General features: G+C 37.6%; 21 protein-coding genes. 11 read left to right on the forward strand and 10 right to left on the reverse strand.

Annotated features, from left to right (window positions below):
• Window positions 1-280: 280 nt before the first annotated feature.
• Window positions 281-424 (reverse strand): hypothetical protein, encoded by a 144-nt coding sequence (locus Q0505_RS04480; RefSeq protein WP_299209411.1) that lies wholly within the window; start codon window positions 422-424, stop codon window positions 281-283.
• Window positions 425-709: 285 nt separating this feature from the next.
• Here Q0505_RS04480 and Q0505_RS04485 point away from each other — a divergent pair, with 285 nt between their 5' ends.
• Window positions 710-2,368 carry a SulP family inorganic anion transporter gene (locus tag Q0505_RS04485; protein WP_299209413.1) on the forward strand — a complete coding sequence of 553 codons (1,659 nt, stop codon included), beginning with the start codon at window positions 710-712 and terminating at the stop codon, window positions 2,366-2,368.
• Window positions 2,369-2,718: 350 nt separating this feature from the next.
• On the opposite strand, the gene Q0505_RS04490 is transcribed toward Q0505_RS04485, so the two are convergent.
• Complete coding sequence (locus tag Q0505_RS04490; RefSeq protein ID WP_299209416.1) at window positions 2,719-2,937, reverse strand: hypothetical protein; 219 nt, start codon at window positions 2,935-2,937, stop codon at window positions 2,719-2,721.
• 174 nt (window positions 2,938-3,111) lie between these two features.
• Here Q0505_RS04490 and Q0505_RS04495 point away from each other — a divergent pair, with 174 nt between their 5' ends.
• Window positions 3,112-3,954 (forward strand): DUF695 domain-containing protein, encoded by an 843-nt coding sequence (locus Q0505_RS04495; protein ID WP_299209419.1) that lies wholly within the window; start codon window positions 3,112-3,114, stop codon window positions 3,952-3,954.
• 125 nt (window positions 3,955-4,079) lie between these two features.
• Here the strand turns inward: Q0505_RS04495 and Q0505_RS04500 are convergent, their stop codons facing one another.
• Complete coding sequence (locus Q0505_RS04500; protein WP_299209593.1) at window positions 4,080-4,451, reverse strand: transposase; 372 nt, start codon at window positions 4,449-4,451, stop codon at window positions 4,080-4,082.
• Between the two features lie 165 nt (window positions 4,452-4,616).
• On the opposite strand from Q0505_RS04500, the gene Q0505_RS04505 reads away from it, so the two are divergent.
• The 4 genes from Q0505_RS04505 to Q0505_RS04520 all read left to right on the forward strand — a co-directional run bounded on the left by Q0505_RS04505 (window position 4,617) and on the right by Q0505_RS04520 (window position 9,687).
• Entirely contained in the window at window positions 4,617-5,018 is a 402-nt protein-coding gene (locus tag Q0505_RS04505; protein ID WP_299209422.1) for a hypothetical protein, read from the forward strand.
• A 375-nt stretch (window positions 5,019-5,393) separates the two neighbouring features.
• Window positions 5,394-7,082 (forward strand): alpha-glucosidase, encoded by a 1,689-nt coding sequence (locus Q0505_RS04510; protein WP_299209425.1) that lies wholly within the window; start codon window positions 5,394-5,396, stop codon window positions 7,080-7,082.
• A 48-nt stretch (window positions 7,083-7,130) separates the two neighbouring features.
• Window positions 7,131-8,342 (forward strand): RNA methylase, encoded by a 1,212-nt coding sequence (locus tag Q0505_RS04515; RefSeq protein ID WP_299209428.1) that lies wholly within the window; start codon window positions 7,131-7,133, stop codon window positions 8,340-8,342.
• A gap of 67 nt (window positions 8,343-8,409) precedes the next feature.
• Window positions 8,410-9,687: an NAD(P)/FAD-dependent oxidoreductase gene (locus Q0505_RS04520; RefSeq protein ID WP_299209431.1), complete on the forward strand. Its 1,278-nt coding sequence runs from the start codon at window positions 8,410-8,412 to the stop codon at window positions 9,685-9,687.
• Between the two features lie 53 nt (window positions 9,688-9,740).
• Here the strand turns inward: Q0505_RS04520 and Q0505_RS04525 are convergent, their stop codons facing one another.
• Window positions 9,741-9,944: a hypothetical protein gene (locus tag Q0505_RS04525; RefSeq protein WP_299209434.1), complete on the reverse strand. Its 204-nt coding sequence runs from the start codon at window positions 9,942-9,944 to the stop codon at window positions 9,741-9,743.
• A gap of 246 nt (window positions 9,945-10,190) precedes the next feature.
• Here Q0505_RS04525 and Q0505_RS04530 point away from each other — a divergent pair, with 246 nt between their 5' ends.
• Window positions 10,191-12,161, forward strand: a complete 1,971-nt coding sequence (locus tag Q0505_RS04530; RefSeq protein ID WP_299209437.1) for a vanadium-dependent haloperoxidase — start codon at window positions 10,191-10,193, stop codon at window positions 12,159-12,161.
• A gap of 305 nt (window positions 12,162-12,466) precedes the next feature.
• Window positions 12,467-14,437 carry a vanadium-dependent haloperoxidase gene (locus Q0505_RS04535; protein ID WP_299209440.1) on the forward strand — a complete coding sequence of 657 codons (1,971 nt, stop codon included), beginning with the start codon at window positions 12,467-12,469 and terminating at the stop codon, window positions 14,435-14,437.
• 104 nt (window positions 14,438-14,541) lie between these two features.
• Here the strand turns inward: Q0505_RS04535 and Q0505_RS04540 are convergent, their stop codons facing one another.
• Entirely contained in the window at window positions 14,542-15,825 is a 1,284-nt protein-coding gene (locus Q0505_RS04540) for a DEAD/DEAH box helicase (protein ID WP_299209443.1), read from the reverse strand.
• Between the two features lie 159 nt (window positions 15,826-15,984).
• The gene (locus Q0505_RS04545) at window positions 15,985-16,743 is read right to left on the reverse strand and encodes a Kdo domain containing protein (protein ID WP_299209446.1); all 759 of its coding nucleotides are present in this window, start codon (window positions 16,741-16,743) and stop codon (window positions 15,985-15,987) included.
• 35 nt (window positions 16,744-16,778) lie between these two features.
• Between Q0505_RS04545 and Q0505_RS04550 the strand changes: the two genes are divergently transcribed.
• Genes Q0505_RS04550 through Q0505_RS04560 form a run of 3 tightly spaced genes read left to right on the forward strand, consistent with a single transcriptional unit; the run spans window position 16,779 to window position 19,908 of the window.
• Window positions 16,779-17,894 (forward strand): glycosyltransferase family 1 protein, encoded by a 1,116-nt coding sequence (locus tag Q0505_RS04550; RefSeq protein ID WP_299209449.1) that lies wholly within the window; start codon window positions 16,779-16,781, stop codon window positions 17,892-17,894.
• Between the two features lie 10 nt (window positions 17,895-17,904).
• Window positions 17,905-18,465 (forward strand): L-threonylcarbamoyladenylate synthase, encoded by a 561-nt coding sequence (locus Q0505_RS04555; RefSeq protein ID WP_299209452.1) that lies wholly within the window; start codon window positions 17,905-17,907, stop codon window positions 18,463-18,465.
• Window positions 18,466-18,489: 24 nt separating this feature from the next.
• The gene (locus tag Q0505_RS04560; protein ID WP_299209455.1) at window positions 18,490-19,908 is read left to right on the forward strand and encodes an HD domain-containing protein; all 1,419 of its coding nucleotides are present in this window, start codon (window positions 18,490-18,492) and stop codon (window positions 19,906-19,908) included.
• A 136-nt stretch (window positions 19,909-20,044) separates the two neighbouring features.
• Here the strand turns inward: Q0505_RS04560 and Q0505_RS04565 are convergent, their stop codons facing one another.
• From Q0505_RS04565 to Q0505_RS04580, 4 genes are all read right to left on the reverse strand, one after another.
• Window positions 20,045-20,284 (reverse strand): CDGSH iron-sulfur domain-containing protein, encoded by a 240-nt coding sequence (locus Q0505_RS04565; RefSeq protein ID WP_299209458.1) that lies wholly within the window; start codon window positions 20,282-20,284, stop codon window positions 20,045-20,047.
• 83 nt (window positions 20,285-20,367) lie between these two features.
• Entirely contained in the window at window positions 20,368-21,144 is a 777-nt protein-coding gene (gene bla, locus Q0505_RS04570; RefSeq protein ID WP_299209461.1) for a subclass B1 metallo-beta-lactamase, read from the reverse strand.
• Window positions 21,141-22,502, reverse strand: coding sequence for a DEAD/DEAH box helicase (locus tag Q0505_RS04575; protein WP_299209596.1), 1,362 nt, complete (start codon window positions 22,500-22,502; stop codon window positions 21,141-21,143). The genes bla and Q0505_RS04575 overlap by 4 nt, the downstream gene beginning before the upstream one ends.
• A 168-nt stretch (window positions 22,503-22,670) precedes the next feature.
• A complete protein-coding gene (locus Q0505_RS04580; protein ID WP_299209464.1) occupies window positions 22,671-25,637 on the reverse strand; it encodes a gliding motility-associated C-terminal domain-containing protein in 2,967 nt (988 codons plus the stop codon).
• Window positions 25,638-25,811 lie beyond the last annotated feature (174 nt).

Genomic DNA, 25,811 nt, shown 5'->3' on the forward strand with positions numbered 1-25,811 from the left:
AATCACAAATTCCAAAAAATCAAATCTCAAATTCGATTATAATTTTAACTTCGATTTTAAAATCGGGATTTCGATACAATTTTTTGATAGCCTATTGGCGAAAAAAAATACTCAATCGTCTAGCTTTTTGATTCAAATCTCAAACTACAAAAACTTCCCGCTTCCACCTTCCTACCTCCAGCATCCTGCAAAAATAAAACTTCTAAATAATCGTAAATTTTCAATTTAGATTTGAACTTTAGTTTTACTGATTACACCAGTCTCATTTCACTTTTCTCATTTAGTCTTCTTCCCGCTTTCGCGAAAGCGTACATAATTTAAAACAATTAGGATTCAAGACAAAAAAGGGGGCTACGAGCCTATGAGTCGTGAGTTTTGAGTTATCTTGACCGCAAAAGAGATCACGTATCTGGCTTACTCTCATACAATTTCTTTCACTCGTACCTCGTCGTTCGTACCTCGTATTTCTTATCTCGTACCTCACTAACATGACTAAAAACAACGTCGTGAGTCGTGAGTCATCAACCCCAGCGATCCTGAGTCTTTTATTCCTAATATAAACTTCTATACTCATTTTAACCTATATCCTTTAACTTTTAACCGTTATCCTCCTAATCTTTTATTTTCTTTGCACCCTTACTAAATAATTAATAAGTTTGAAATATTAGAAGAACTATCTTACTTTTAAACATAAAAACATAGGGTACGTATGGCATCAAAACTATTAGATTTCAGTAATTTAAAAGGTGATTTAACAGGTGGTCTGGTTGCCGGAATCGTCGCTTTACCTTTGGCACTTGCCTTTGGGGTACAATCAGGAATGGGTGCTACAGCAGGGCTTTATGGAGCTATTATGGTTGGGATATTTGCTGCTATTTTTGGCGGAACACCCACACAAGCCAGTGGACCTACAGGGCCGATGACGGTGGTTTCTGCTGCCTTAGTTGCCGCAGCCATACAACTAACAGGAAGCCTAGAGACTGCTATGGGCATCATTCTTTTAAGTTTTTTATTAGGAGGTGTGTTACAAATTGTTTTTGGACTCATCAATATTGCAGGATATGTTAAGTATTTTCCGTATCCAGTGGTCTCTGGATTTATGAGCGGTGTTGGATTGATTATTATCATTCTCCAAGTATTCCCCTTTGCAGGACTCAAATCTGGAAAATCCACCTTTGCTATATTACAAGATTTACCAAGATTTTTTACCGAATTTAATATCTATGCACTCGCATTAGGTGCTTTAACTGTTTTGATCTACTATCTATTTCCGCTGATTACCAAAGCAATTCCAAGTGCTTTGGTAGCCTTAGTCGTCGCTGCGCTTGCAGGCTATTTTCTAGGATGGGATGTGCCTATTATTGGAGATATCCCATCAGGAATCCCAAGTATACAAGTCGGCACCATGTTTAGTAATATCCCACCAGAAGCGTATATGTTAATCGTAGAATATGCCGTCGTGCTTGCTGTATTGGGTAGTATTGATTCTTTATTAACATCGGTTATTGCAGATAATATGACAAAAACACGTCATAATAGTAATCGAGAATTGATCGGACAAGGAGTTGGTAATATGCTCGCTGCTATTTTTGGCGGAATTCCTGGTGCAGGAGCCACAAAAGGAACCGTTGTCAATATTAATGCGGGTGGTAAAACCCGTATTTCTGGAGCCGTTCATGGACTGTTTTTGCTAGCCGTTCTTTTAGGGTTAGGATCACTCGCAGCTTATATTCCTTTATCCGTTTTGGCAGGATTACTGATCCCTATTGGTTTTAAAATCATTGACACCAAAGGATTAAAACACCTACTTCGCGTACCAAAAGCAGATGCCGTTGTTTTAATTTTAGTTCTACTGATTACCACTTTTGGCAGCTTGATTCAAGCTGTTGGAATAGGCGTCGCATTGGCGTGTATCTTATTTATGAAAAAGGCAAGCGACCTTGGCGAAAAAGGGATTACGATGGAGTTGGTAGAAAATTTAGAAGACGAAAAACCTTGGCAAGATGAATTACCCTTTTACGATCTATACAAAGATAAGATTCTAATAAAGCACTTAAAAGGTCCACTATTTTTTGGATTTACTGCCCATCTTAAAAACCAGATAGCAGCCATAGATAAAAACATTAAAGCATTAATTATCCGAATGGATGAAGTCCCGCTCATCGATCAATCAGGATTGTACGCGTTGGAAGATATTGTCTTTGATTTGGAACAGCGAGGCGTACAGGTATTACTGGTAAACCTACAAGAGCAACCTTTAGATATATTACGATCTATTGATATTATTCCTGATCTCGTTAGCGAAGATCATATTTTCACTACGGTAGAAGGTGCTTTCGCGTATCTAAAAGAGACTATTGGAAAGTAATGAAAGGCTCTACTAGAGTTGTGTCTTCGCTCCTATCTCCCGACAGGCAGGTGCGCGAAAATGAACCAAGAATCAAAGGATTCAGTAGTCGGTAGTCGGTAGTCGGTAGTCGGTAGTCGGTAGTCGGTAGTCGGTAGTCGGTAGTCGGTAGTCGGTAGTCGAAAAAACTATAAAAAATCTTTGAAATAAGCAATTCTGAGTTTTTTTCTCGCTTTCGCGAAAAGGAAACAGGACGCAAAAGAATCATGAGTCAAGATGAAAACTCAAAATAGTCATGAGTTGTGAGTCCTGAGTCTTGGAGTATAGCGATCCTGAGTCATCTCGACGGCAGGAGAGATCACATATCTAACTCACTGTGATGCGATTTCTCGTTGCCCGTATCTTCGCTCGTTTAAAATGATTATAACAAAAATAGTACTACGTCCTATGTCGTATTCTCTAATTTCAAAATTACCATCCCTACTCTCATCACTCCCTTCTCTATATTCTATACTCTCTTTTCTATATTCTTTTTTTACTCCAATTGTGGGAAACCGTAAATAAATATCGCGTATGTTATATATATTCACAACTCAAGATAGCTGTTTATAACGGTTATAAACGTTTATATTTCCTAGTATTACCACGAAAACTACTCACAAACAAATAATTACAAAACCTTATTTTAAAATTTAGTGTAGATTTGTGAGTAACTATATAATAGGAATATCGTACATGTGCGATATAAACTAGTTGCCCACAATTTGAAAAAACATCATCGAAACATATTAACCTTTATTTTATTTATGGGATTTTTAAGTAAAATCTTCGGACAATCTGAACCGAAAAATGAATATCAACCTGATTGGACATTTTACTTTTCGAACGTAAATGACAAATTAAGTTCAATTGCAACCGATTTGAATTTAATAAATGTTGCACCTATAAAAGGACAAGAAAATGTAGTTTATGTCTCAATCAAAATGCCTAATCCGAAAGACAATGGATTGTCGAGTAACGAAGATGCGGATGAATTATGGAAAATTGAAGACGTAATAATAAGCGGATTTGACAAAAACAATCTGAATTACACTTTTGCTGGTCGTTTGACTTCTAACGGATTTCGAGATTTGTACTTTTTTGCAGAAAACACCATTTTAATGGAAAAAGAAGTCTCATCTGCAATGACAGCATTTCCGAATTTTAAATTTGATTTTGGACATAAAGCAGATAAAGAATGGAGCGGATATTTTGACTTTTTATATCCTTTGCCAAGACAAATGCAAATTATCCAAAACAGACGAGTACTTGAACAATTAGAAAAAGGTGGAGACAAACTAACGAAAGAAAGAGAAGTTTTTCATTGGATATATTTCAAAACTCAAAATGAACTTGACCAATTTGAGAAATTTACAAATGAATTAGATTTTAAGACAAAAAATAAAGGAAAAACAGAACAACCAAATGAATATAAATTTGTTATTCAAATATCACGAATTGACAAAGTTGGTTATGACGAAATAGATGAATATACATTGGAATTGTGGCAAAAAGCATCTGATTTGAATGGAGAGTATGATGGCTGGGAAACATCAATTGAGGAATAAAAACTGTGGGCAACACCGGTAACCGTTGCACAAGTCCATAATTCTGATGAAAATGGCGCATTATAAGCCTCTCTCTAGAGACTTTTTTTATGACACCTACTATTGAGATGGAATTTTAGAGACGTTTATATCGAAGAAAAAAAGCGATGGGAGGATGATTTACAAAATCCTAACAAAAACTCCATCCCTACCCCACTTTTTACCCGTTTTTGAGTGAATTTGAGGTATTTCTTAAGATTATACGCTATGGCAGATAAGTGCATCACCTTATTTGCCTGCACAATCCCTATCGTATTGATCTTCCTCAGCCCCATAAATTGAGTTAATGTACCAAATACGGGTTCTACCGTACTCTGCCGTTTTGATTTCATATAACGCCCCTCTGGACTGTTTACTCTAGCTATGTTGCGTTCATACTCCTCTCGGTAATACGTGACCGTAAATTTCTTCTCCTGTGCCCTCTTGCCTAAACAACTACTCCTAATAGGACAATCTATGCATAACCGTTTTGAACAACCCCTCGCTGCTAAGCAATTGTATCGCGTTCCAAAAGAAAAGGGATAGCGAAGCGACTTCGAGTCTTTTTAAAAAAGAAACTCACATCACTAGAAATACCCCTACCTTTGCCAAAACTAGCCATCTACAAAACGGCTAACATCACTATGGAAAAAACTGAATTTTTAGAAAAGCATATTTTTACAGATCTTCAAAACCTAAATACCAACGTTGAGGCAGATGATATCTATTCATTTTCAGAATTAGATTTTGGGACTATTCTTGAGCGCATTGAGCATTTTGGAATAGGTATCTATACGATTGAAGGTTTTTTGAACGGAAAATCGTATGATGTTAAAACCAATGAAGATTCTAGAAAGAAAGCCACAGATCCAAAATGGTATAAAGGAGCTTATTCAGGTCTTAAAAAACGCCAAGCCGATCTACAGTACACTGCTACCTTTAAAATTTCAGATAAGTTGCTAGCCAAAGAAAACATACAAGGTCCAAGCGCTCTTCCTAAAGCTGCTTCTGAGACGAGTGTTGATGAAGATTCAAAAGAATCATAAACACCTAGAATTCTGTAGGAAAATCTCAAATCAGAAAATATTGGATCCCTGAGTCATCTCGACCGCAGGAGGGATCACACAAATAGCGAAGACCCCACAACTAAATACCAAATATGATGCGATTTCCTACCTACGGCAGGCAGGCTCGTCACTCGTGCCTCGTTCTGTCGAAATGACTACAACAAAAAAGTCTTACGTCTTAAAGCGAAGCAGTCTTAGGTGTTCTTTTTAAAAAATATAGTTTCTAGAAGTGTAGCGGTCTAATATCTTTTTTAAGAATCTCAAAAAAATCTCACATCCTAGATCTTTCAGCGTAGCGATCTTTCGTCTTTCAAATACCCTTCCTTTTTCCTAAATTCGTTTAAAAATAAGCACATGAATCAAACGTGGTGGAAAGAAGGCATTGTCTATCAAATATATCCAAGGAGTTTTAAGGATACGACTGGAAATGGTATAGGCGATTTACAAGGCATCATTGAAAAACTTGATTATATCGCAAGTCTGGGTGTTGATATTATCTGGCTCAATCCTGTGTATGACTCTCCCAATGATGATAATGGCTATGATATCCGGGATTATCGTACCATCATGGCCGAGTTTGGCACCATGGCTGATTTTGACCAACTACTTTCAGGTATGAAAGCTCGCAACTTACGCCTGGTCATGGATCTGGTCGTCAACCATTGTAGTGATGAACACGAATGGTTTCAACAATCCCGATCCTCGCGTGAGAATCCGTATCGGGATTATTTCCATTGGTGGCCTGCTGAAAAAGGAACACCTCCCAAACGCTGGAGCTACTTTGATGTTAACGAAAATGCGTGGCAATACGATGCCCAAACGGATGCGTATTATTTACATTATTTCGCTGTAAAGCAACCCGACCTCAAGTGGGAGAATCCGCAGGTGCGTCAGGAGATTTATGAGATGATGCACTTCTGGTTTCAAAAAGGCGTGGATGGTTTCCGTATGGATGTGATTCCGTTTATAAGCAAGGACACGACCTATCCTGAGATAGCCGCAACGGCGCCGCATGAGTTTATTGCCTATTATGCTAACGGTCCCAAAGTACACGAATACCTTAACGAACTTAATCGCGAAGTGATCTCTAAATACGATGCGTTTACCGTTGGCGAAGGTCCTGGCATTCACATCGATCAGGCGCTGGATTTTGTGCATGAAGACCGTAAAGAAATGGATATGTTTTTCCATTTTGACTTGATGTCACTGGATCGTAAACCGGGCGAGGTGTTTACCATGAGAGAAGACAAATGGAAGTTATCGGAGTTTAAAAAAGTATTTAGTGATTGGGATTCCGCTTTCGCGAAAGCGGGATGGGGCAGCTTATTTTTAGCTAACCACGATTTTCCGAGATCCGTGAGTCGCTGGGGAAATGACAGCCCAAAACATTGGAAAAACAGCGCTACCCTACTCCATACCTTTTTATTGACCATGCGTGGTACACCGTATTTTTATCAAGGCGACGAAATCGGCATGACCAATGTTCGCTTTACAGAAATCGAAGATTATCGGGATATCAATACCATTAATCGGTATGAAAATATAAAAAATAACGGAGGTGATCTGGAAGCTTTTATGCAAAGTGAGCAGCACGCCGCCCGCGAAAATGCACGTACACCAATGCATTGGGATGCGACACCTAATGCGGGTTTTACAAAAGCTACACCGTGGATTCGATTGAATCCAAATTATAGTGATGGTATTTCCGTTGCTCATCAAGAGGAAGAGGATCATTCAGTACTTTCCTATTTTAGAAAGATGACGGCTGTCCGTAAATCAAATGTTGCTTTAGTGTATGGAGTGTATAAATGTTTAGATCCTGATCACGAGCAAATCTACGCCTACACGCGAACGTTAGGCGAAAATCGGTTTTTAATTCTGCTTAATTTTTCTGAAGATACGGTGACCTATACCCTACCTCATCATATTACTTACAATCGAAAAGAAAAAGTCATTTCTAATACACTCATCTTGGATGATAAAACCTACAGAGAGTTTATGCTCAGTGGTTGGCAAGCGGTGGTGTATCGATTGGAGGATTGACGATTGTTAAAACAATATATTACACATCAAAACAAATTATAACTACGCATGCATTCAAATTCTTGGAACACTTTTTTAAACGATACGCAGCAATTGACCAAACCTGCACGAGCAACCCAATTAATTTCAAAGACAGATATCGTCGAAATAAAGCTATTGATTATTGACGTTTTAAAAGGTTTTTTGAATAAAGAAGACCTTCATGTAGGGTTAAAAGTATATATCGATCATACCCTTCGTAACGATATGATTGATGAGATGGCGATGAATCCGCCTACAGTAGATGGGGATCTGGAGGAATGGTCACAACACATTTTTGGGAATCAAAAATTTGGTATAGTTCTCGTAGGTTTGGAACAATACAGTAATGCCTTTTCCGAAAAAGCGGCTACCATTGTTCAGCCTTTGCTAGAGAGGGCAGGATTACCCCTTCATGGATTGTCTTTCCTCTTTTTTATGGGGAATTATGGGTTTACGCCTTTTGGTATTCACAAGGAATCTACTGGAGAAGATGGCATTCTGTTTCATTTAGGTCCTGGAGATAAACAATTCTATACCTGGGACGATCCCAAATACAACGCTATAGAACATAATTCTGAAGTCTTTCATAACATTTCAGAAATGCTTGAAGATGGACAATCGTATAGATTATCATCAGGAGATGCCATGTTTATTCCACATTATGTCTACCATGTTGCCAATACACCTGAGTTTTCTTTAAGTTTTGTATTGGATTATATCAATCCGCCTAAAGATCGATTTGAAAATGAACTACTACAAGAGACGGCAGAAGAAGCACTATCAACTCAAACTGAATACGAGAAACCCATATCATTAGACACACCTTTAAATCAACTGAATACTACAATCGATTTTCAGTCAATTCAGAAGAAAATAGAAATTTCATTTGCTAGAAAAATACTACGTTTGAAGAGCAATGGAGGGATCAGAAGAAAATCAAATAACGCAAGAGTCGCCATCCCACCGATAGAAAATTTTTCGATCAAAGGCAAAAAAGCATTTCCTATCTATCTGGATGAAGAAGATTCAAAAAAGACCTTTATTTTTGCAAGAGGTCATCGCATCATGAAAGCAAAACATCCTATGCTCTCACAACTTATTAAGCAATTAAATCAAGGAGACGTGATCACTATGGCGTCTATAAGAGATCAAATGGAACCTTTATGGGATCTCATAGAAGTGCTAGGTTTTGTGCAAGAACTTTTGAATACAGAGGCTGTTACTGTAGAAAATATTTAAAACAAAATGTTGACGACACAGTCGTACATCTTTGTACGATTTCGTATCTTTAGATCAAACATTTTTAATGAATATTCCCACTATCGACTTACCCAGAGTTGTTGTTATCGGAGCAGGATTTGCAGGGCTTCAAGTTGCTAAAAAGATCGATACAAGAAAGTATCAATTGGTCATCATTGACAAAAACAATTACCACACCTTTCAACCTTTATTATACCAAGTATCTTCTGCGGGATTAGAGCCAGACTCCATCGCCTATCCTATTCGGAAAATCTTACAAAAAAAACAGAATGCATTCTACAGACTTACCAACGTAGAATGTATAGATACCCAAAACTCAAGTATCAAAACTGACATTGGAGATCTTACATACAACAAGCTGGTGATTGCGACAGGTGCGACAAATAATTTCTTCGGAAATGATGCGATTGCTAAGGATTCACTGCCTATGAAGTCGCTGACAGATGCATTGAACTTACGCTCTAAAATCTTAGGTAATTTTGAAAAAGCCTTAAACACCACCGATTTAGAAAAACGTAAAGAACTCATGAATTTTGTGATCGTAGGTGCGGGACCAACAGGTGTCGAACTCGCAGGTGCGCTTGCTGAACTTAAAAACAAAATTCTACCTAAGGATTTTCCGGACTTGGACTTGAGTCTTATGAAAATACATTTGATAGAAGGTGCAGACCGAGTGCTCGCAGCTATGCATAAAGAATCTTCAGAAAGAGCATTTGCAGATCTAAAAAAATTAGGTGTTCATCTTTGGATGAACACCTCCGTTACCAATTATAAAGATAATCTCGTCACGACCAACGGCGATCAATCGTTTAGAACCGATACCCTCATCTGGGCGGCGGGTGTTAAAGGAGATTTCCCAGAAGGGATTACCACAGATATCGGAAAAGGACATCGTATCATCACTGATGATTTTTGTAAAGTAAAAGGTGTAGAAAACATATACATTCTCGGTGATGCGGGACTTATAAAATCTGAACAGTATCCGGAAGGCTTACCTATGCTAGCCGCTGTAGCAATGCAACAAGGCATCTATCTTGCAAAAATATTTAACCGCTTGGCGCGAAATAAAGAAGCAACACCTTTTGTATATATCGACAAAGGATCGATGGCAACCATAGGACGTAATAAAGCCGTTGTCGAAGTCAAAAGCTTTAGATTTCAAGGAATTTTTGCATGGTTGGTCTGGATGTTTGTACATCTTATGCTACTCGTTGGCTTTAGAAATCGACTCATTGTTTTTATCAACTGGATGTGGAATTATTTTAGATATAATAATGGCTTACGTCTTATTGTAAGACCTTATAAAAATTCTTCCAAAACATAAGAATCCTATTTTTTCAATAGATTTAAAAATCAGTATATAAAGCTACCTCATTTTCAGTAGTTGTACATACTGATTTTTGCGTTTAGGATATTTGAAAAATAGCTACACGATCTTCCCGTTATTTCAAATACAATTTCTAAAAATGCTTTATACGCTTTCGCGAAAGCGTGTAAAAAATCAATTCCACATATCTCAAAATAACAAGCACTCTTTTCCTTTGAATAATCAGGAATGCATCTTTGTATTTCAAGCAACATGTCTTTTTAAGGAAAGGGATTTATAAGCAAGAACACAAAACTGTAATAGCTTCACTACAAGTGCTGTAGGTTTTTATATTTAAATTTCACAAACGACTGAAACTACTGATCCAATCCTGAAAAAGTAGTATAATTTATCCCTTTCCAAAGTACTTTTATCCTGTGATTATGATGAAAGACATCATAATTATGAGTGTGAATACTAGTAAAGCACGAGTAACGATTAATTAATTTAAATCAAAAAAAATGAACAATTACAGAAGAAAAGAAGCGTTGGCAAAACGAAAAGAAGCCGCGCAACTTGCATTCGATCGCGAGCACTTACCACATATAAGTAATGGCGACGAACAAAGTTTTAGACACAAGCAAGAGACTGCTGAAAGACACGGTATTGCAAAAGGAGAGTCTTCTTACTTAATGACATTTACCAAAGGAATGCCGCACAATGAGAAAACGGGGTTAGTAAATACTCCAGACAATGTGCAAAAATTTATTAGAGCTATAGATAGTGGTGATGTACGAGATTTTAGAGATACACCATTAGGTAGTGAAGAAAATGTAGGGGATAACTGTGTGGTACCTGATTGGTTATCAGTAAAAGCAAAAACTGGAAATAATGGAGGACCTGTTGGCTTACGCGCTTGGGAAAGCCAGAGTGCAGGACTTGCATTTGATCTTGAAGGGCCTGATGCACAAGCAGTAACTATGCCACCTGCACCAAACCTTGCAAGTGAAGAACTAGAAGGTGAAATGGCGGAGGTATACACACAGGCTTTGTTAAGAGACACTCCTTTCCATGCATTTAGTAATGGCGTTATGGGATTAGGCGCTGGTCAAGATCCTAAAAAGGATATTTCGCCTAGTGGATTTTTGAAGGCTTTTAACACCAACACTAGTAATGTCAATTTTGTAAATCAATTCACTAAGAATTTACAAAAATTAGATTGGTTTAATGAAGAAGTATCATTAAAATTAAATGATCAAGAAGAAATTCGTAGATGTGATCGTTTTTGTCCGACTCCTGCAACTGGATACAGAGGAATCACCCCTGGTGATGACATAGGTCCTTATATTTCTCAATTTCTTTTAGTAGGAAATACAGGAATTAATGGAAATGATGCAGAGCGTTTATCCAGCGATGGATTGATCACTTACGGAGGTATTTCTGTAAATCAACGTGTGCGTACTGCAACGCCAGGACAGGATTATATGCAAACTTGGGAAGAGTGGTTAGATGTTCAAAACGGAGCTGCTGTAGGCGCTTTGGAAACATACCTTCCTGGAAATACTGCAGCAGGTCGTCGTTTTATCTATACACCGCGTGATCTTGCTACATACGTGCATTATGATGCTTTATATGAAGCGTATTTAAATGCTTGTTTAATTCTTCTTGGTAACGGTACACCATTTGATCCAGGAATTCCTTTCCAAGCAAATGATAAAGTAGATCACCAACAAGGATTTGCTCATTTTGGAGGACCACACATCTTGTCATTAGTAACAGAGGTAGCAACACGTGCGTTAAAAGCCGTACGTTTCCAAAAGTATAATGTACATAGACGTTTACGACCAGAAGCATTGGCTGCAAGATTGTTTCAAATTGATCAATTACAACACATGGCTCCAGATTTAAGAGAAATGTTTGACAATTTAGATGCATGTGACATTCTAAAAGCTGTTGAAGATAGAAATGGACAAGCAGGTAATTATTTATTACCAATGCCTTTCTGTGAAGGATCACCAATGCACCCTGCGTATGGAGCGGGTCACGCAACAGTCGCTGGTGCTTGTGTTACTATACTTAAAGCATTCTTTGATCATAGTCATAAACTGGAAGTAGTGCCTAAAAGTGAACTTCAAGATGATATTTTTGAGGTGTTCAAAACTATAGATCCAAACATTACAGAAGATAAGATTCATTCATCAAATCTTGCGTATGTATCTATAGAAAAAGGGCAAAAATTAGATCCTATACCTGTATTAGATAGTAATAACAAGATTGCAAATCTTACCATAGAAGGAGAGCTTAACAAATTATGTTCTAACATTTCTATAGGACGTGATTGGGCTGGTGTACATTACTTTACAGATTACTATGAGTCTATATTAATGGGTGAAGAAATTGCCCTTGGTATTCTTGAAGAGCAAAAATTAACGTTTGGAGAGAACTTCTCAATGACCGTTCCATTGTTTAACGGAGAGTCAAGAAGAATATAAGTATTCGTATTGTCTTAATTGATAAAGCGTCACTCATCTTTGAGTGGCGCTTTTTTTATATAGCTTTTTTAATTTTCTTCTGGACATACTTTATCACGACTGTCAAATACGCTTACACTACTATTCTGTTAACTAAAATATACATTCTCACTCACCCTTCTTGCTTTGTTTACCTATGGATATAATTAGTTGAACGACTTTCCGTTAAAGGGGCAAACACCCCTATCTAATTAATAAACAACACTATAAATTTGTAAAGTTGTTAAAACAACATGAGGGAATCACTAATTTTAACTTGAAAAAAAATGAATAATTACAGAAGAGAAGAAGCTTTAGAAAGAAGACGAAAAGCAGCACAGCTCGCCTATGACAGGCCACATCTACCACACATAAGTAATGGTGATGAGCAAAGTTTTAGACACGACCAAAATACTGCCGATAGCCACGGTATTTCAAAGGGAGAGTCTTCTTACTTAATGACTTTTACCAAAGGAATGCCGCACAATGAGAAAACAGGATTGGTAAACACACCGCTTAATGTGCAAAAATTTATTAACGCGATAGATAGTGGTAATGAAAGAGATTTTAGAGACACACCATTAGGTCGTGAAGAAAATGTAGGATATGTATGTAAGCTTCCTGATTGGTTATCAGAGAAAGCCAAAACAGGTAATAACGGAGGACCTGTTGGTTTAAGAGCTTGGGAAAGCCAAAGTGCAGGGCTTGCCTTTGATCTTGAAGGACCCGATGCGCAAGCAGTAACAATGCCACCTGCTCCTAATCTTGGAAGTGAAGAATTAGAAGGAGAAATGGCAGAAGTGTATACGCAAGCCTTATTGAGAGACGTCCCTTTTAACGCATTTTCTAATGGAGTGATGGGATGTGGACCTGGATTAAACCCTAAAAAAGACATCTCCCCTAATACTGTTTTGAATGCTTTTAACACAGCGCTTGCCGATGTAAAGAAAGTGAATGAATTAACAAGTAGATTACAAAAACTTGATTGGTTTAATGAGAAAAAAGAATTAAAATTAAACGAACAAGAAGAAATCCGTAGATGTGATCGTTTTTGTCCTACACCTGCAACTGGGTATAGAGGTATCACGCCTGGAGATGATATAGGTCCTTATATTTCTCAATTTCTCTTGGTAGGAAACACAGGAATTAATGGAAACGATGCAGAACGTAAAACCAGAGATGGATTGATCACGTACGGAGGTATTTCTGTAAATCAGCGTGTGCGTACCGCAACGCCTGGACAGGATTATATGCAAACTTGGGAGGAATGGTTAGATGTGCAAAATGCAGCCGCTGTTGGAGCTCTTGAGGAATATCTTCCAGGAAATACACCTGCAGGGCGTCGATTTATCTATACCCCTCGTGATCTTGCTACATACGTGCATTATGATGCTTTATATGAAGCGTATTTAAATGCTTGTTTAATTCTTCTTGGTAACGGTATACCATTTGATCCAGGAATCCCTTTCCAAGGAAATGATAAAATTGATCACCAACAAGGATTTGCTCATTTTGGAGGACCACATATCTTATCATTGGTCACTGAGGTAGCTACACGTGCATTAAAAGCTGTACGTTTCCAAAAGTATAATGTACACAGACGTTTACGCCCAGAAGCATTAGCTGCTAGATTGTTTAAAATTGATACCTTACAACACATGGCTCCAGATTTAAGAGAGCTATTTGATAACTTAAAAGATTGTAAAATTTTAGATGCTGTAGCAGACAGAAATGGACAAGCAGGAAATTACTTATTACCTATGCCTTTTTGTGAAGGATCTCCGATGCATCCTGCCTATGGAGCGGGTCACGCAACAGTCGCTGGCGCTTGTGTAACCATCCTTAAAGCATTCTTTGATCATAGTCGTCTTCTTGAAGTAGTGCCTAAAGATGAATTATCAAGAGAAGATTTTGAAGTCCTTAAAAAAGTAAAACCAGGAATTACTAGAGCTAAGGTTCACTCATCAAATCTTGCCTATGTATCTGTAGATAATGGTCAATCATTAAGTGTAGTACCTGTACTAGATAGTAATAATGAAATTGCAAAGCTTACGGTAGAAGGAGAACTTAACAAGTTATGTTCTAACATTTCTATAGGACGTGATTGGGCTGGTGTCCATTACTTTACAGATTATTATGAGTCTATATTAATGGGTGAGGAAATTGCACTTGGTATTCTTGAAGAACAAAAACTAACGTTTGGAGAGAATTTCTCAATGACTGTTCCATTATTTAATGGAGAGTCAAGAAGAATATAAACACTTTATAGTCTTAATTGACAAAGCGCCACTCAGTATTGGGTGGCGCTTTTTTTAAATTCTTATTTATAGAAATAGCTTACAAATAATGTACGCGTTTATTTCTAAGACTTTCTTCGGTGGCGACTTTGATTATTTTTAGAGCGACTACTACTAGCACCTTTTGATGCACCTTGCCCTTGTCGAGAACTACGAGGTTGCCTTCTATGATTTGCTTTATTTTCGGCAGCTTGTGCTTTTAACTCTTCGATGGTATCGGTAGGTTCAAAACCAGGTACTACGCTACTTGGTAAACGCTCTCCTAGTAATTTCTCAATTCCGCGTACATATTCCATTTCATCTACACCTACTAGTGAGATAGCTTCTCCGCTTGCTCCTGCTCTCCCAGTACGACCAATACGATGTACATAGTCTTCTGGCACGTTAGGAAGTTCGTAATTAATCACATGAGGTAATAACGGAATATCAAGACCACGTGCCGCAATATCTGTTGCCACGAGTACTCTGATGGAACCTTTTTTAAAACCTGCTAATGCTTTTGTACGTGCGTTTTGTGTCTTATTTCCATGAATCGCTGCCGATGTAATCCCAGCCTTATCTAGCTTCTGACTTAGTCTATTAGCTCCATGTTTAGTTCTTGTAAAAACAAGCACCTGATTCCAATTCCCTTCTTCGATAAACTTGGTAATCAATTCTGTTTTCTTTGATTTATCAACACGATAGGTCGTTTGATCTACTTTTTCAGCAGTCGTGTTTTCTGGAGTAGCTTCCACCAATATAGGGTTATTCAACATACTACTAGCTAGCGCCTTAATATCTTTAGAAAAGGTGGCGCTAAATAATAAGGTTTGTCGTTTTTTAGGTACTAAAGAAATTACTTTCTTAATATCTCTCACAAATCCCATGTCTAGCATACGATCTGCTTCGTCTAGAACCAGAAACTCCACTTTAGAAAGTGATAACTCTCCTTGGTTGAGTAAGTCTAATAATCTCCCAGGAGTCGCAATAAGAATATCTACCCCTTGCCGTAACGTACGTACTTGCGGATTCTGATTGACACCTCCAAAAATCACGGTAGATTTCATATCTAAAAACACGCTGTATTCTTTTACATTATCAAACACCTGAGCTGCGAGTTCGCGGGTAGGTGTAAGTACTAATGCTCGGATAGGGCGTCTGCGTTGTGGTGGTGTTTTTGCTAATAATTGCAACATCGGCAAGGTAAACCCTGCTGTTTTTCCTGTTCCCGTTTGTGCAGAAGCAAGCACATCTTTTCCCTCTAATATAGGAGGAATGGCTTTTTCTTGAATAGGAGAAGGAGTTGTATATCCTTTTTTACTCACTGCTTTGAGTAGGGCATCAGATAAGCCCAATGATTGAAATGACATAAATAAGTCTTAAGAAATGACTTTTAGTTAGTGGTGTCATTTCGTGTAAGGTGCAAAGGTACGTATATTTTAAGGGATACTATATTTTACTGTTTCTGTATACGCTTTCGCGAAAGCACATAATACATACTTAGAAATCAATTAGTTACAAATACATTGCTATGAACGCTTCCAGAATTTGAGTTTTTTCTTAAGTCTCTTTTTTTTGTGAAATCCTTTTTGGAAATCTTGGATGCCTTGCCACATTGCTCTAAAAACCGTTGTAGGATCTTCGCCGCTGGCACTAGCATAAGCATCTGCCATGACTTGTACCTGCGATTCAATAGATGAGAGACGTCTAAAATTTGACATCCGAGTGTTAAAGTCCATAGGTCCAAATTCCATTCGATTGAGATCCACCAAGTAAAAATCGTACCCATTATCTTTGATCGTAATCAGGGTATTTCCGGGAGAGTGGTCTAGAAAATGAATATTTTTTTTGTGTAGACTATGAGTAAATTTCGCGAAAGCGGACAACATATCCACATCCCCTACATATTCTGAGTCACGTATGAGTTCGCGATACGTCAAGTCATACGACTGATGCTTACTCACGTAATAACTCCTCCCAAAAAACAATCCCCGTTCTTCAAAATAACCGATAGGCTGCGGAGTGAGCACCTTATTTTCTAATAAACGATGGGCATACTCAAAAGAGCGTCTTGCCTTTGAGGTTCTGAAATATCGATACGCAATCTTATTGATAAGGTTAGGAACTTTAAAGGATTTTACATTGATCGTCTCGCCGTTAAGGTCAAATAACTTAAGGGAATTGCGGTTACGCTCATCAAAGTTTTTACCTCGCGACTCAAAATGAGTCACGATATCCAAAATATGATCTGCCTGATCTTGATATGCAGGTGCTATATGATACTTCACGGTGCAAAACTACAGAAACTACCGTTTATAAAACAATGAACAATCAGGAGTTTTCATTTATCTTTGTCGGCATGTCCAGAATTCCTAGTATTTTTTTAGAAAGTCATAATATCAAAAACCCATTTTCGGGTTTTGGACAGTTTAATTATCATCTTATTAAAGGGATCTATGAAGCTAAAATTTCTGACCTGCGTTGTACCTTATACGCAAAGAACCCTACACCATTGCAAGAAGAATTTGGCAATTACTTTGACTATAAAAAATACTACACCCTCCACAGGCGAGCTCCTTTTAGAATCCGTAAAAAGTATGATGTGTGGCATTCACTCAATCAAAATCTAAAAGTAGAACCACATCACGATATCCCATACATACTGACCGTACACGATGTAAATTTTATAGATGAAGTCTCTACAGATATGCACCATGAGAGCAATCAACGGTTTCAAGCGAAGTTAGACCGAAGCCATGCGATTACCTATATTTCTAAATATTCACAAGCGTCTACGCACAAGTACTTTAATGTACCCAATGTACCTGAGTATATCATTTATAATGGGAACACCTTAGAGACCATTACCCTACCCGAAGATCATATATCAAAGATTCCTATTGAAGGTCCATTTTTGTTTAGTATTGGGGAATTTAGCGAACGCAAAAACTTTCATTCGCTTGTTGAAATGCTCGCACTCGTACCTGAATACAAGCTTGTACTCTCTGGAAATAGTAACACTACCTACGCAAAAATAGCCTTACAAGAAGCCATTGATAAACACCAACTTCAAGACAGAATCATTATCACTGGGAAAATCTCTGAATTTGACAAACAGTATTACCTAAAACATTGCACCGCTTTTGTGTTTCCATCCTTACGAGAAGGATTTGGAATCCCGCCTATAGAAGCGATGCGATTTGGCAAACCTGTATTTATATCCAACAATACATCCTTACCAGAAGTAGGTGGCACACATGCTTTTTATTGGGATCACTATGATCCTGAATATATGGCAACCGTATTAAAAGAAGGACTAGCCGAGTATTTTAAAAATGAAAATACGCTCTCAAAAACATATATAACGCACGCACAACAATTTAGTTGGGCGAAGGCAGCACAACAATATATAGACGTCTATAGAAGTCTTACATCTTGATATTATACTTATGAAAGAAGAACACGACAACGCCATTGCAACGCTTAAAAGAGGCGGACTCATCTTATACCCTACCGATACGGTTTGGGGTATAGGATGTGATGCGACAAATGCTGATGCCATAGAAAAAGTGTATCAACTTAAAAAACGTGCCGAAAGCAAAGCATTAATTTGTCTTGTCAGTGACTTTAAAATGTTGCAACAATATGTCGAGGAGATTCCTGAAGTGGCGTATGATATTTTAAAATATGCTGTAAAACCTACGACAATTATTTATGACGATCCCATCCGTATTTCTGAAAATCTAATCGCACCAGACAACACCTTAGGATTTCGCGTATGTCGGAATAAATTTTGTAATTTCTTACTGAAGAAATTTAGAAAACCGATTGTGTCCACGAGTGCCAATATAAGTGGTGCGCCAACCCCTCGTAAATTTAGCGAGATTGACCCCATTATTTTGGAAGGCGTAGACTATATTGTAAATTTGGATCGAAATAAAAAAAGCCTTGCTCCATCTGCCATTATCAAACTCACTAAAGATGGAAAAGTCACGATCATTAGAGAATAACAGACAGGATTAAATACAGTACGAATGCCTAATTACCAAAATGCTTTATCACAACCTATTTTTAAAACCATCTCTCAAGCAGCCGATGCTCTAGGCGTAGAAACGTATGTGATAGGTGGCTTTGTACGCGATTATATTTTAAAACGAGATACCTCAAAAGATATAGATGTTGTCGCTGTGGGAAGCGGTATTACGCTTGCGCGAAAAGTATCACAGCTACTTCCAAATACACCTAAAGTTCAAGTTTTCAAAACCTACGGAACCGCCATGTTAAAAAGTGGTCAAACCGAAGTAGAGTTTGTAGGCGCACGGAAAGAATCCTATACTAAAGACAGCCGTAATCCCATTGTAGAAGACGGTAGTTTGCAGGACGATCAAAATCGGCGTGATTTTACGATTAATGCCCTTGCCATCCGACTGAATGATGCTCAATATGGTGACCTTATAGATCCGTTTGGTGGAATTGAAGATTTAGAAAAAGGAATCATAAGAACGCCACTTGATCCAGATATCACCTACAGTGACGACCCGTTGCGTATGATGCGTGGAATTCGATTTGCCACACAACTGAATTTTACGATTGAAAAAGAATCACTTGCTTCGATCAAACGCAATGCAGATCGCATCAAGATCATAACCAAAGAACGTATCGTTGTCGAACTTCATAAAATCTTACTCAGCCCTATTCCTTCTAAAGGATTTTTATTATTAGAAAAAACAGGATTGTTACCATATATTCTTCCTGAGTTAGTTGCTCTTAAAGGAATTGATGAAGTCGAAGGGCAAAAACATAAAGACAATTTTTATCACACGTTAGAAGTTGTCGATAATATTTCTCAATATACAAACGACGTATGGTTACGATGGGCAGCACTCCTTCACGATATAGGAAAAGCCCCCACCAAGAAGTTTAGCAAAAAAGTGGGATGGACCTTTCACGGACATGAATTTGTGGGTTCAAAAATGGTGTATAAACTGTTCAAACGTCTCAAAATGCCCTTAAATGACAAAATGAAGTTTGTTCAAAAAATGGTGTTAATGAGTTCGCGACCTATTGTCATTTCTGAAGATCACGTAACGGACAGTGCTGTACGAAGATTGGTATTTGACGCAGGAGACAACATCGAAGATCTCATGACCTTATGTGAAGCTGATATCACCACCAAAAATCCTAGACGTTTTAAGAAGTATCACAATAACTTCAAAGTCGTACGCAGTAAAATCAAAGAGGTAGAAGAGCGGGATCACATCCGTAATTTCCAACCACCTGTTTCTGGAGAAGAAATCATGAAAACTTTTGGACTTCAACCAGGAAGAGAGATCGGTATTATTAAAGAAGCGATTAAAGAAGCGATTCTTGAAGGCGTCATTCCTAATGAATATGACGCTGCTCATGCTTTTATGATAGAGAAGGGAAAAGAGATTGGGCTTCAGTTAAAATAAAATCTCAAAAAAGGAAATCTCAAATCACAAAAGAATCCATAAACGTATTATATGATTTGAGATAAAAAGATTAAAAATAAAAAATGCTGATTGTATAATTACAATCAGCATTTTTTATATAACGTATTTTGCTTTTTTATTTATGTGATCCATCGCAATACGGTGGATTCTTAGTTAATTTACAGGTACATAAATAGACTGTAGTTGTTTCTGTAGCTTCAAAACGTAAGCTAGGAGTGCTTTCGGCCGCTTTATGAGATCCGTCACAAAAAGGCTGATTTTCACTATGCCCACAGGTACACCAAGAATATTTTTTCCCTTCAGCTACTTCACATGCAATAGGAGCGTCTCCTCCTCTTTTTTTATTGTCTTCCATATCAATTATATTTCCGTGTAAACAGAAATCGCATTTTTTAAGTTAGTATTATACATCTAAGATATACATAAAGACTTTTGGAATTATTCTAAATTACTTCCAAGAGTATCGTTGGTGGTAAATAACTCAATGGTGTAATCGAGTAATGATATATCCCCTTTGCCTCCGTGTCCAGGAATGATAGTTTGTACTTCTGGATAGGCTTCTTTTACTTTCTTTACCGTTTTTGACCACACCTGAGTATCTGCATCTTTAATATTTCCTTGACTTGCATGTAAAGATTTTATCATACAGCCCCCGTATAAAATATGTTCCTCTTGGATATAAGACACAATGTTATCTTGTGTGTGTGCTGGGCCAAAATAAGTGTTTTCGACAGTGGTATTTCCAACTTTAATTTCTTGCTTGGTTTCAAAAGGATATGTAATTACTTTGGAATCTTTGGCTAGAATTTGAGCTGTTTTGCTAGATGCATAAGAAGGAATGTTCGCTTTCGCGAAAGCTTTCAATCCGCCGGCTGCATCGGTATGGGAATGATTTACCACAACACCTACAATCTTAACATTCAACTCTTTTTGTAGAAACTTAATAAGTTGAGAGGCACTCACTTCATCTACTGGAGAATCAAAAATTATGGCTTCTCCATTAGAAATGTAAACATATCCATTACACGGATAAAAATCAGATTGTTTTAGCTTTAAATAAGAAATATGTTGGTATTTATTTTCCGATAGCTTAACGATCTCTAAAGGTCTTACGTAGATGTCTGGATCAAATTTATTATCTCCTCCCATACAGGAAGATAAAAACAACGTGAAAAGACAAAAGATAGCAAGCCTAAAGAGAAATTTTTCTATCATTTACGTTTATTTCTTTTATTATAGTTCTTATCACCTCTCGTTTTAGGCTTTTTATATTTTTCTTTTATAGTCCGACTATAAGATCCACCTAAATTAACTTTTCGGTTTTTTTCTTTTTTCTCATGAAATGCAGGTCCAGGTGCGTCTTCATCTTCCTTATTTTTTCTATGAATAGGATTATAAATTTCTTTGGCTTCTGGTCGCTCTTCTGGAGCGAGTTCTTCTGAGATTTCAATAGTCTCTGGCAGCGCTGTCTGAGGAACTTTAAATTGCATTAACTCCTCTATATCTTCTAAAAACTTCTCTTCCTTTGGGGTCGTAAACACAATGGCTGTTCCTTGTTTTTGCGCACGCCCTGTTCTACCTATTCGGTGCAAGTAATTTTCGGGATAACTAGGAGTATCTACATTAATGACATGAGAGATATCATCTATATCTAATCCTCTTGCCATTACATCGGTTGCTACGAGGATGCGGACGACGCCTTCTTCAAAATCCTTAATACTATTAAGACGATAGTTTTGCGTTTTATTAGAATGTATGACTTCACATTGTGAGGGAAAAGCCTCGTCTAGCTTCTTAAAAAGACGATCAGCCATCCGTTTATCTCTTGTAAAGAGTAATGCTTTTGGGTACGCTTTCGCGGAAGCGAGTTCTTTTAAAAGAAAGTTTACTTTGGTATAAAAGTTAGGTATTTTATAACCTATTTGCGTAATATTCTCTAAAGGAGTACCACTACGAGCGACAGAAATACGTTCAGGATTCTGGAAAAAATCAGTGATTAAGGCATCCACATCATCTGTCATCGTTGCAGAAAACATAATGTTTTGTCTACGTGGAGGTAAGATATCAAAGATGTTCATCAACTGAGGTCTAAATCCTAAATCCAGCATCACATCTACCTCATCAATCACTAATTTCTGAATGGATTTGAGTTGTAATACCCTACTCACAGCAAGGTCATACAATCGTCCAGGTGTGGCAACAATAATATCCTGACCATCTGCAATTAGCTTTTTTTGTGTGTTGATATTTGCGCCTCCATAAACTCCTGCAATACGTATATTAAGGTAGGCAGATAGCTTTTCTATTTCGTCAACTACCTGAACAACGAGTTCTCGCGTAGGGACTAATATTAAAACTCTAGGCGTCTCTTGACGAGAATGTGTAAGAATTCGTAAGATTGGAAGCATGTATGCGTACGTTTTTCCCGTACCTGTTTGGGCAATACCCACCACATCTCTACCAGACATTACAGGGGAAAAAGCGAGTTCTTGTATGGAGGTAGGCTCAGAAAAACCTAGGTCTTCCAAGGCGTTCCACAAAGAATTATTAAGATTAAGTTCTCTAAAAGTCATAAGATTAGAAGGATCGAGCAAAGCTAGTGAATTTTAACAAATTTTTGTAAGAAATTCGCATGAACGATTTACGTATTAAAATTTATTGTAAAACTACACCTCTTTTTAACTCATATCTAATTATAAAAGGTATTAAACAAGAAACCCACTGAAAAAGCGGGATTTGTATTAACGATTCAAGTAGACCCAACCCGTCATATCATCAAAACCGTCATCACTTAATTTCAATACCCAAAAGTACACACCCGTTGGGGCTTCACTACCTCCAATACCTTCATTTGGAATTCCATCCCAAAATGGAATGGAATTATCTCCTTTGTAAATAAGATTGCCCAATCTGGAATAAATGGTAAGTTCGTAATCAAATATATCTCTAAGACCACTGATTTCAAAAGTATCATTGATAGTATCTCCGTTAGGAGAAAATCCTTCTGGCACAAAAGGAGGACAATTTTCTATATTTAAACGTAGGAGTGCCAGGTTGTAGCAGGTATCACTATCAGCACTATCGGTACGAATAAAAATGGTTTGGGGATTGATGGTATTAGTATATGCAAATGGATCTGTAATCTGATTTTCTTCATTAAAGGCATCGATTACGGTTACATAATAGCCTGTTATGGTTTCAGTATTCAATAAAACAATAGTTTCTGCAGCTGTGACTAAATCAAAAACAGCCATCTCTAGTCCTTCATTACAAGATATAATATCTGGTAGTATTTGTGGAGAAGCTATGGTTTGTACTTCTAAAGAAAAAATCCCTAAATCAAAGCAGTCAGGATTTGCTGGATTTTCTAATCGTACGTAGATGGTTTCAGGATTGGTTACATTTTGATAGCTCTCTGGATTCTGTATCGTCCCTATGTTATTTTCTGCATCTTCTATGGTCGTGTGATAGCTTATTATAAAGTCTTCTTGGTCAACGAGTATGGTAGCTTCTTGTTGGGTTAAGTCAAATATTAAAATACCATCATTGCTACTATCATCACAAGAAGACAGATCATCCAGAGAAGGGAGGATGGGTTGCTCAAACACTTCTATAAAAAAAGAGTCTATGGTAACACAAAGCGTATCGTCATCTTGTACAATGCGTATATAGATGGTTTGTGGAGATACCGTATTATCAAAAGTATCTGGATTAGGAATAGGGTTTGTTCCCTCGTTTGCATCTTCTTCTGTAAGGTGGAAGGTCACCGTGACATCTGTTTGATTTCCTATGGCAAGTGTTTCATTGATGGTGAAGTCAAACGTAAATACTCCGTCATTTCCTTGATCATCGCATACCAAAAAGTCTTCTAATGGATTTGCAATGACAGGAACGTCCTCTACGATGAGTTGAAAGGAAGCAATATCAAAACAAGCTGTTGCAAGTGTATTGGTAAGCCTTACAAAAATGGTTTGTGCATTTGAGGTATTTTGAAAAGCTGTGGGTGTTGTGATAGGATTGGTTGCTTGCTGTGCATCAGTAAGACTAGTATAAAACTGAAGAGCTACATTGGTTTGTGTTCCTATGATAAGTGCATTCTGAAAAGTGAGATCGAATGTCGCCACTCCGTCATTACTCACATCATCACAAACTTTACTATCGTCTAAAGTAGGAATGACAGGTTGTGCTTCTACTATGATCATAAAAGATTCAATAACGACACATAATGGATCTGCCTCCAAACTAAATCGTATGAAAATTTCTTGTGGGTTTGTGGTATTGGAATATGTATCTGGATTGGAAATGGGATTGTCTCCAGTTAAGGCATCTGCTTCACTTTCGTGATAGGTGACCATAATTCCTGTTTGTCCATCTAATGCCAAATTACCATTAACGGTAAGGTCAAAAATGACAAACCCATCATTACTCTCATCATCACACATAGTTAGGTCTGGCAAAGGAGTTACAATATCAATTACATTGAGATTTACAGTCACGCCTACTGATTCATTATTTACCTCGTTGGTTTCAGTGACGATACCATTTCCTGTGCCTTCATCATCTACTACGGTGATTAAGTTAAAAACGTCCGGAATCCCGTTAGGAATCGTGATTGTACTAGTTGCTAATAGCGATTCATTAGGAAGTATCGCTATTGTGGTTGTGGTTGTCCCCAGCAGTATTCCATCAGCATAAAACGCTATAGGGGTTCCTACAGGTAACGGATCTGTTCCAAGATTTGATACAGTGTAGCTAAGTTCTATATCTCTACTACCACAAGTCACATCTACCGTATTTATAGCAATCACGCCATCGGGAAGCTGACTATTTAATACAGTAATAATATTATTAATCATCACAAAATCTTGCCCTGATGTAAGCATAATCGTGGCAGATGTATCTCCTACATTGATGTTGTTTTCAATATTATAAAAATCAATATCCATATTATACAGATCATCTTGACCTGTGAAACTATTGGTTCCATTAAACTGATTGTCGGCTGGATTTAATGGTAGATTACTCAGGATATTTCCGTTAATCGATAAGGTTTCATTAACAGCAATGCCTGCATCGCCTTCCCAAGCGACGAACCCGATTCGTGCATTTTCATTATCTAAAACGTTGAGGTTTTCTAATTCTATAGTGAGTTCGTTATTAAACTGAGATACATTTTCTAGTCCATCAAATACATTGACCAGATTGAGGGGTAGATCTGGGTCTTCAAAAATCACTGTGATTGCCCACCCAGCAAAGTTGGTACCTGTAGGACAGAAAGGTGGAATCACATCGGTTAAGTCCAAATCACCAAAGGTATATTCGCCAGAACCTGTTTCTTGAACAATGGTGGTCACATCTATAAATCCAGCAAAAAATACACGATCTGCATCTATTTGATCTGCAAACGTACGCTCTGCGGTAAGGGGGATATCATTCAGGGTAATATCAAAATCTCCAGTGCCTGAACCTGCCCAGTATAGGTAAGCAGCTTCTACAGTCTGATCTGTTGCAAGCGTTAAGGTGGCGGTACTTTCGGTGAGAATTTCACAAGGCGCGTTTACACCATTTTCTCCTGTATTCAGGGTGTTTCCTATCGCTGTATAATCAAAACGTCCAGCAAAAACGGTAAACTGCGTGATCTCTTGTGCCTTTATAAAAGGACTTATAAAAAGAAATAAGAATAGGAGTGTTTCGTAGTTTTTTTGCATAACTGCCTCGTATCCTATAAATGTACCATTTCTTTTTTTTATGCGCTATATCAGAATCTTTTCAAGATGTATCAGTCTTTTTACGCTTTCGCGAAAAAGAGTCAGGAATCAAGATCGCTTTGCTACAGGGATCAGGACTATTTTGTGTACTCCCATCTTTAAAAACGGTATTTA

The organism is uncultured Dokdonia sp. (genome assembly GCF_937910895.1).
Classification (GTDB): Bacteria; Bacteroidota; Bacteroidia; order Flavobacteriales; family Flavobacteriaceae; genus Dokdonia.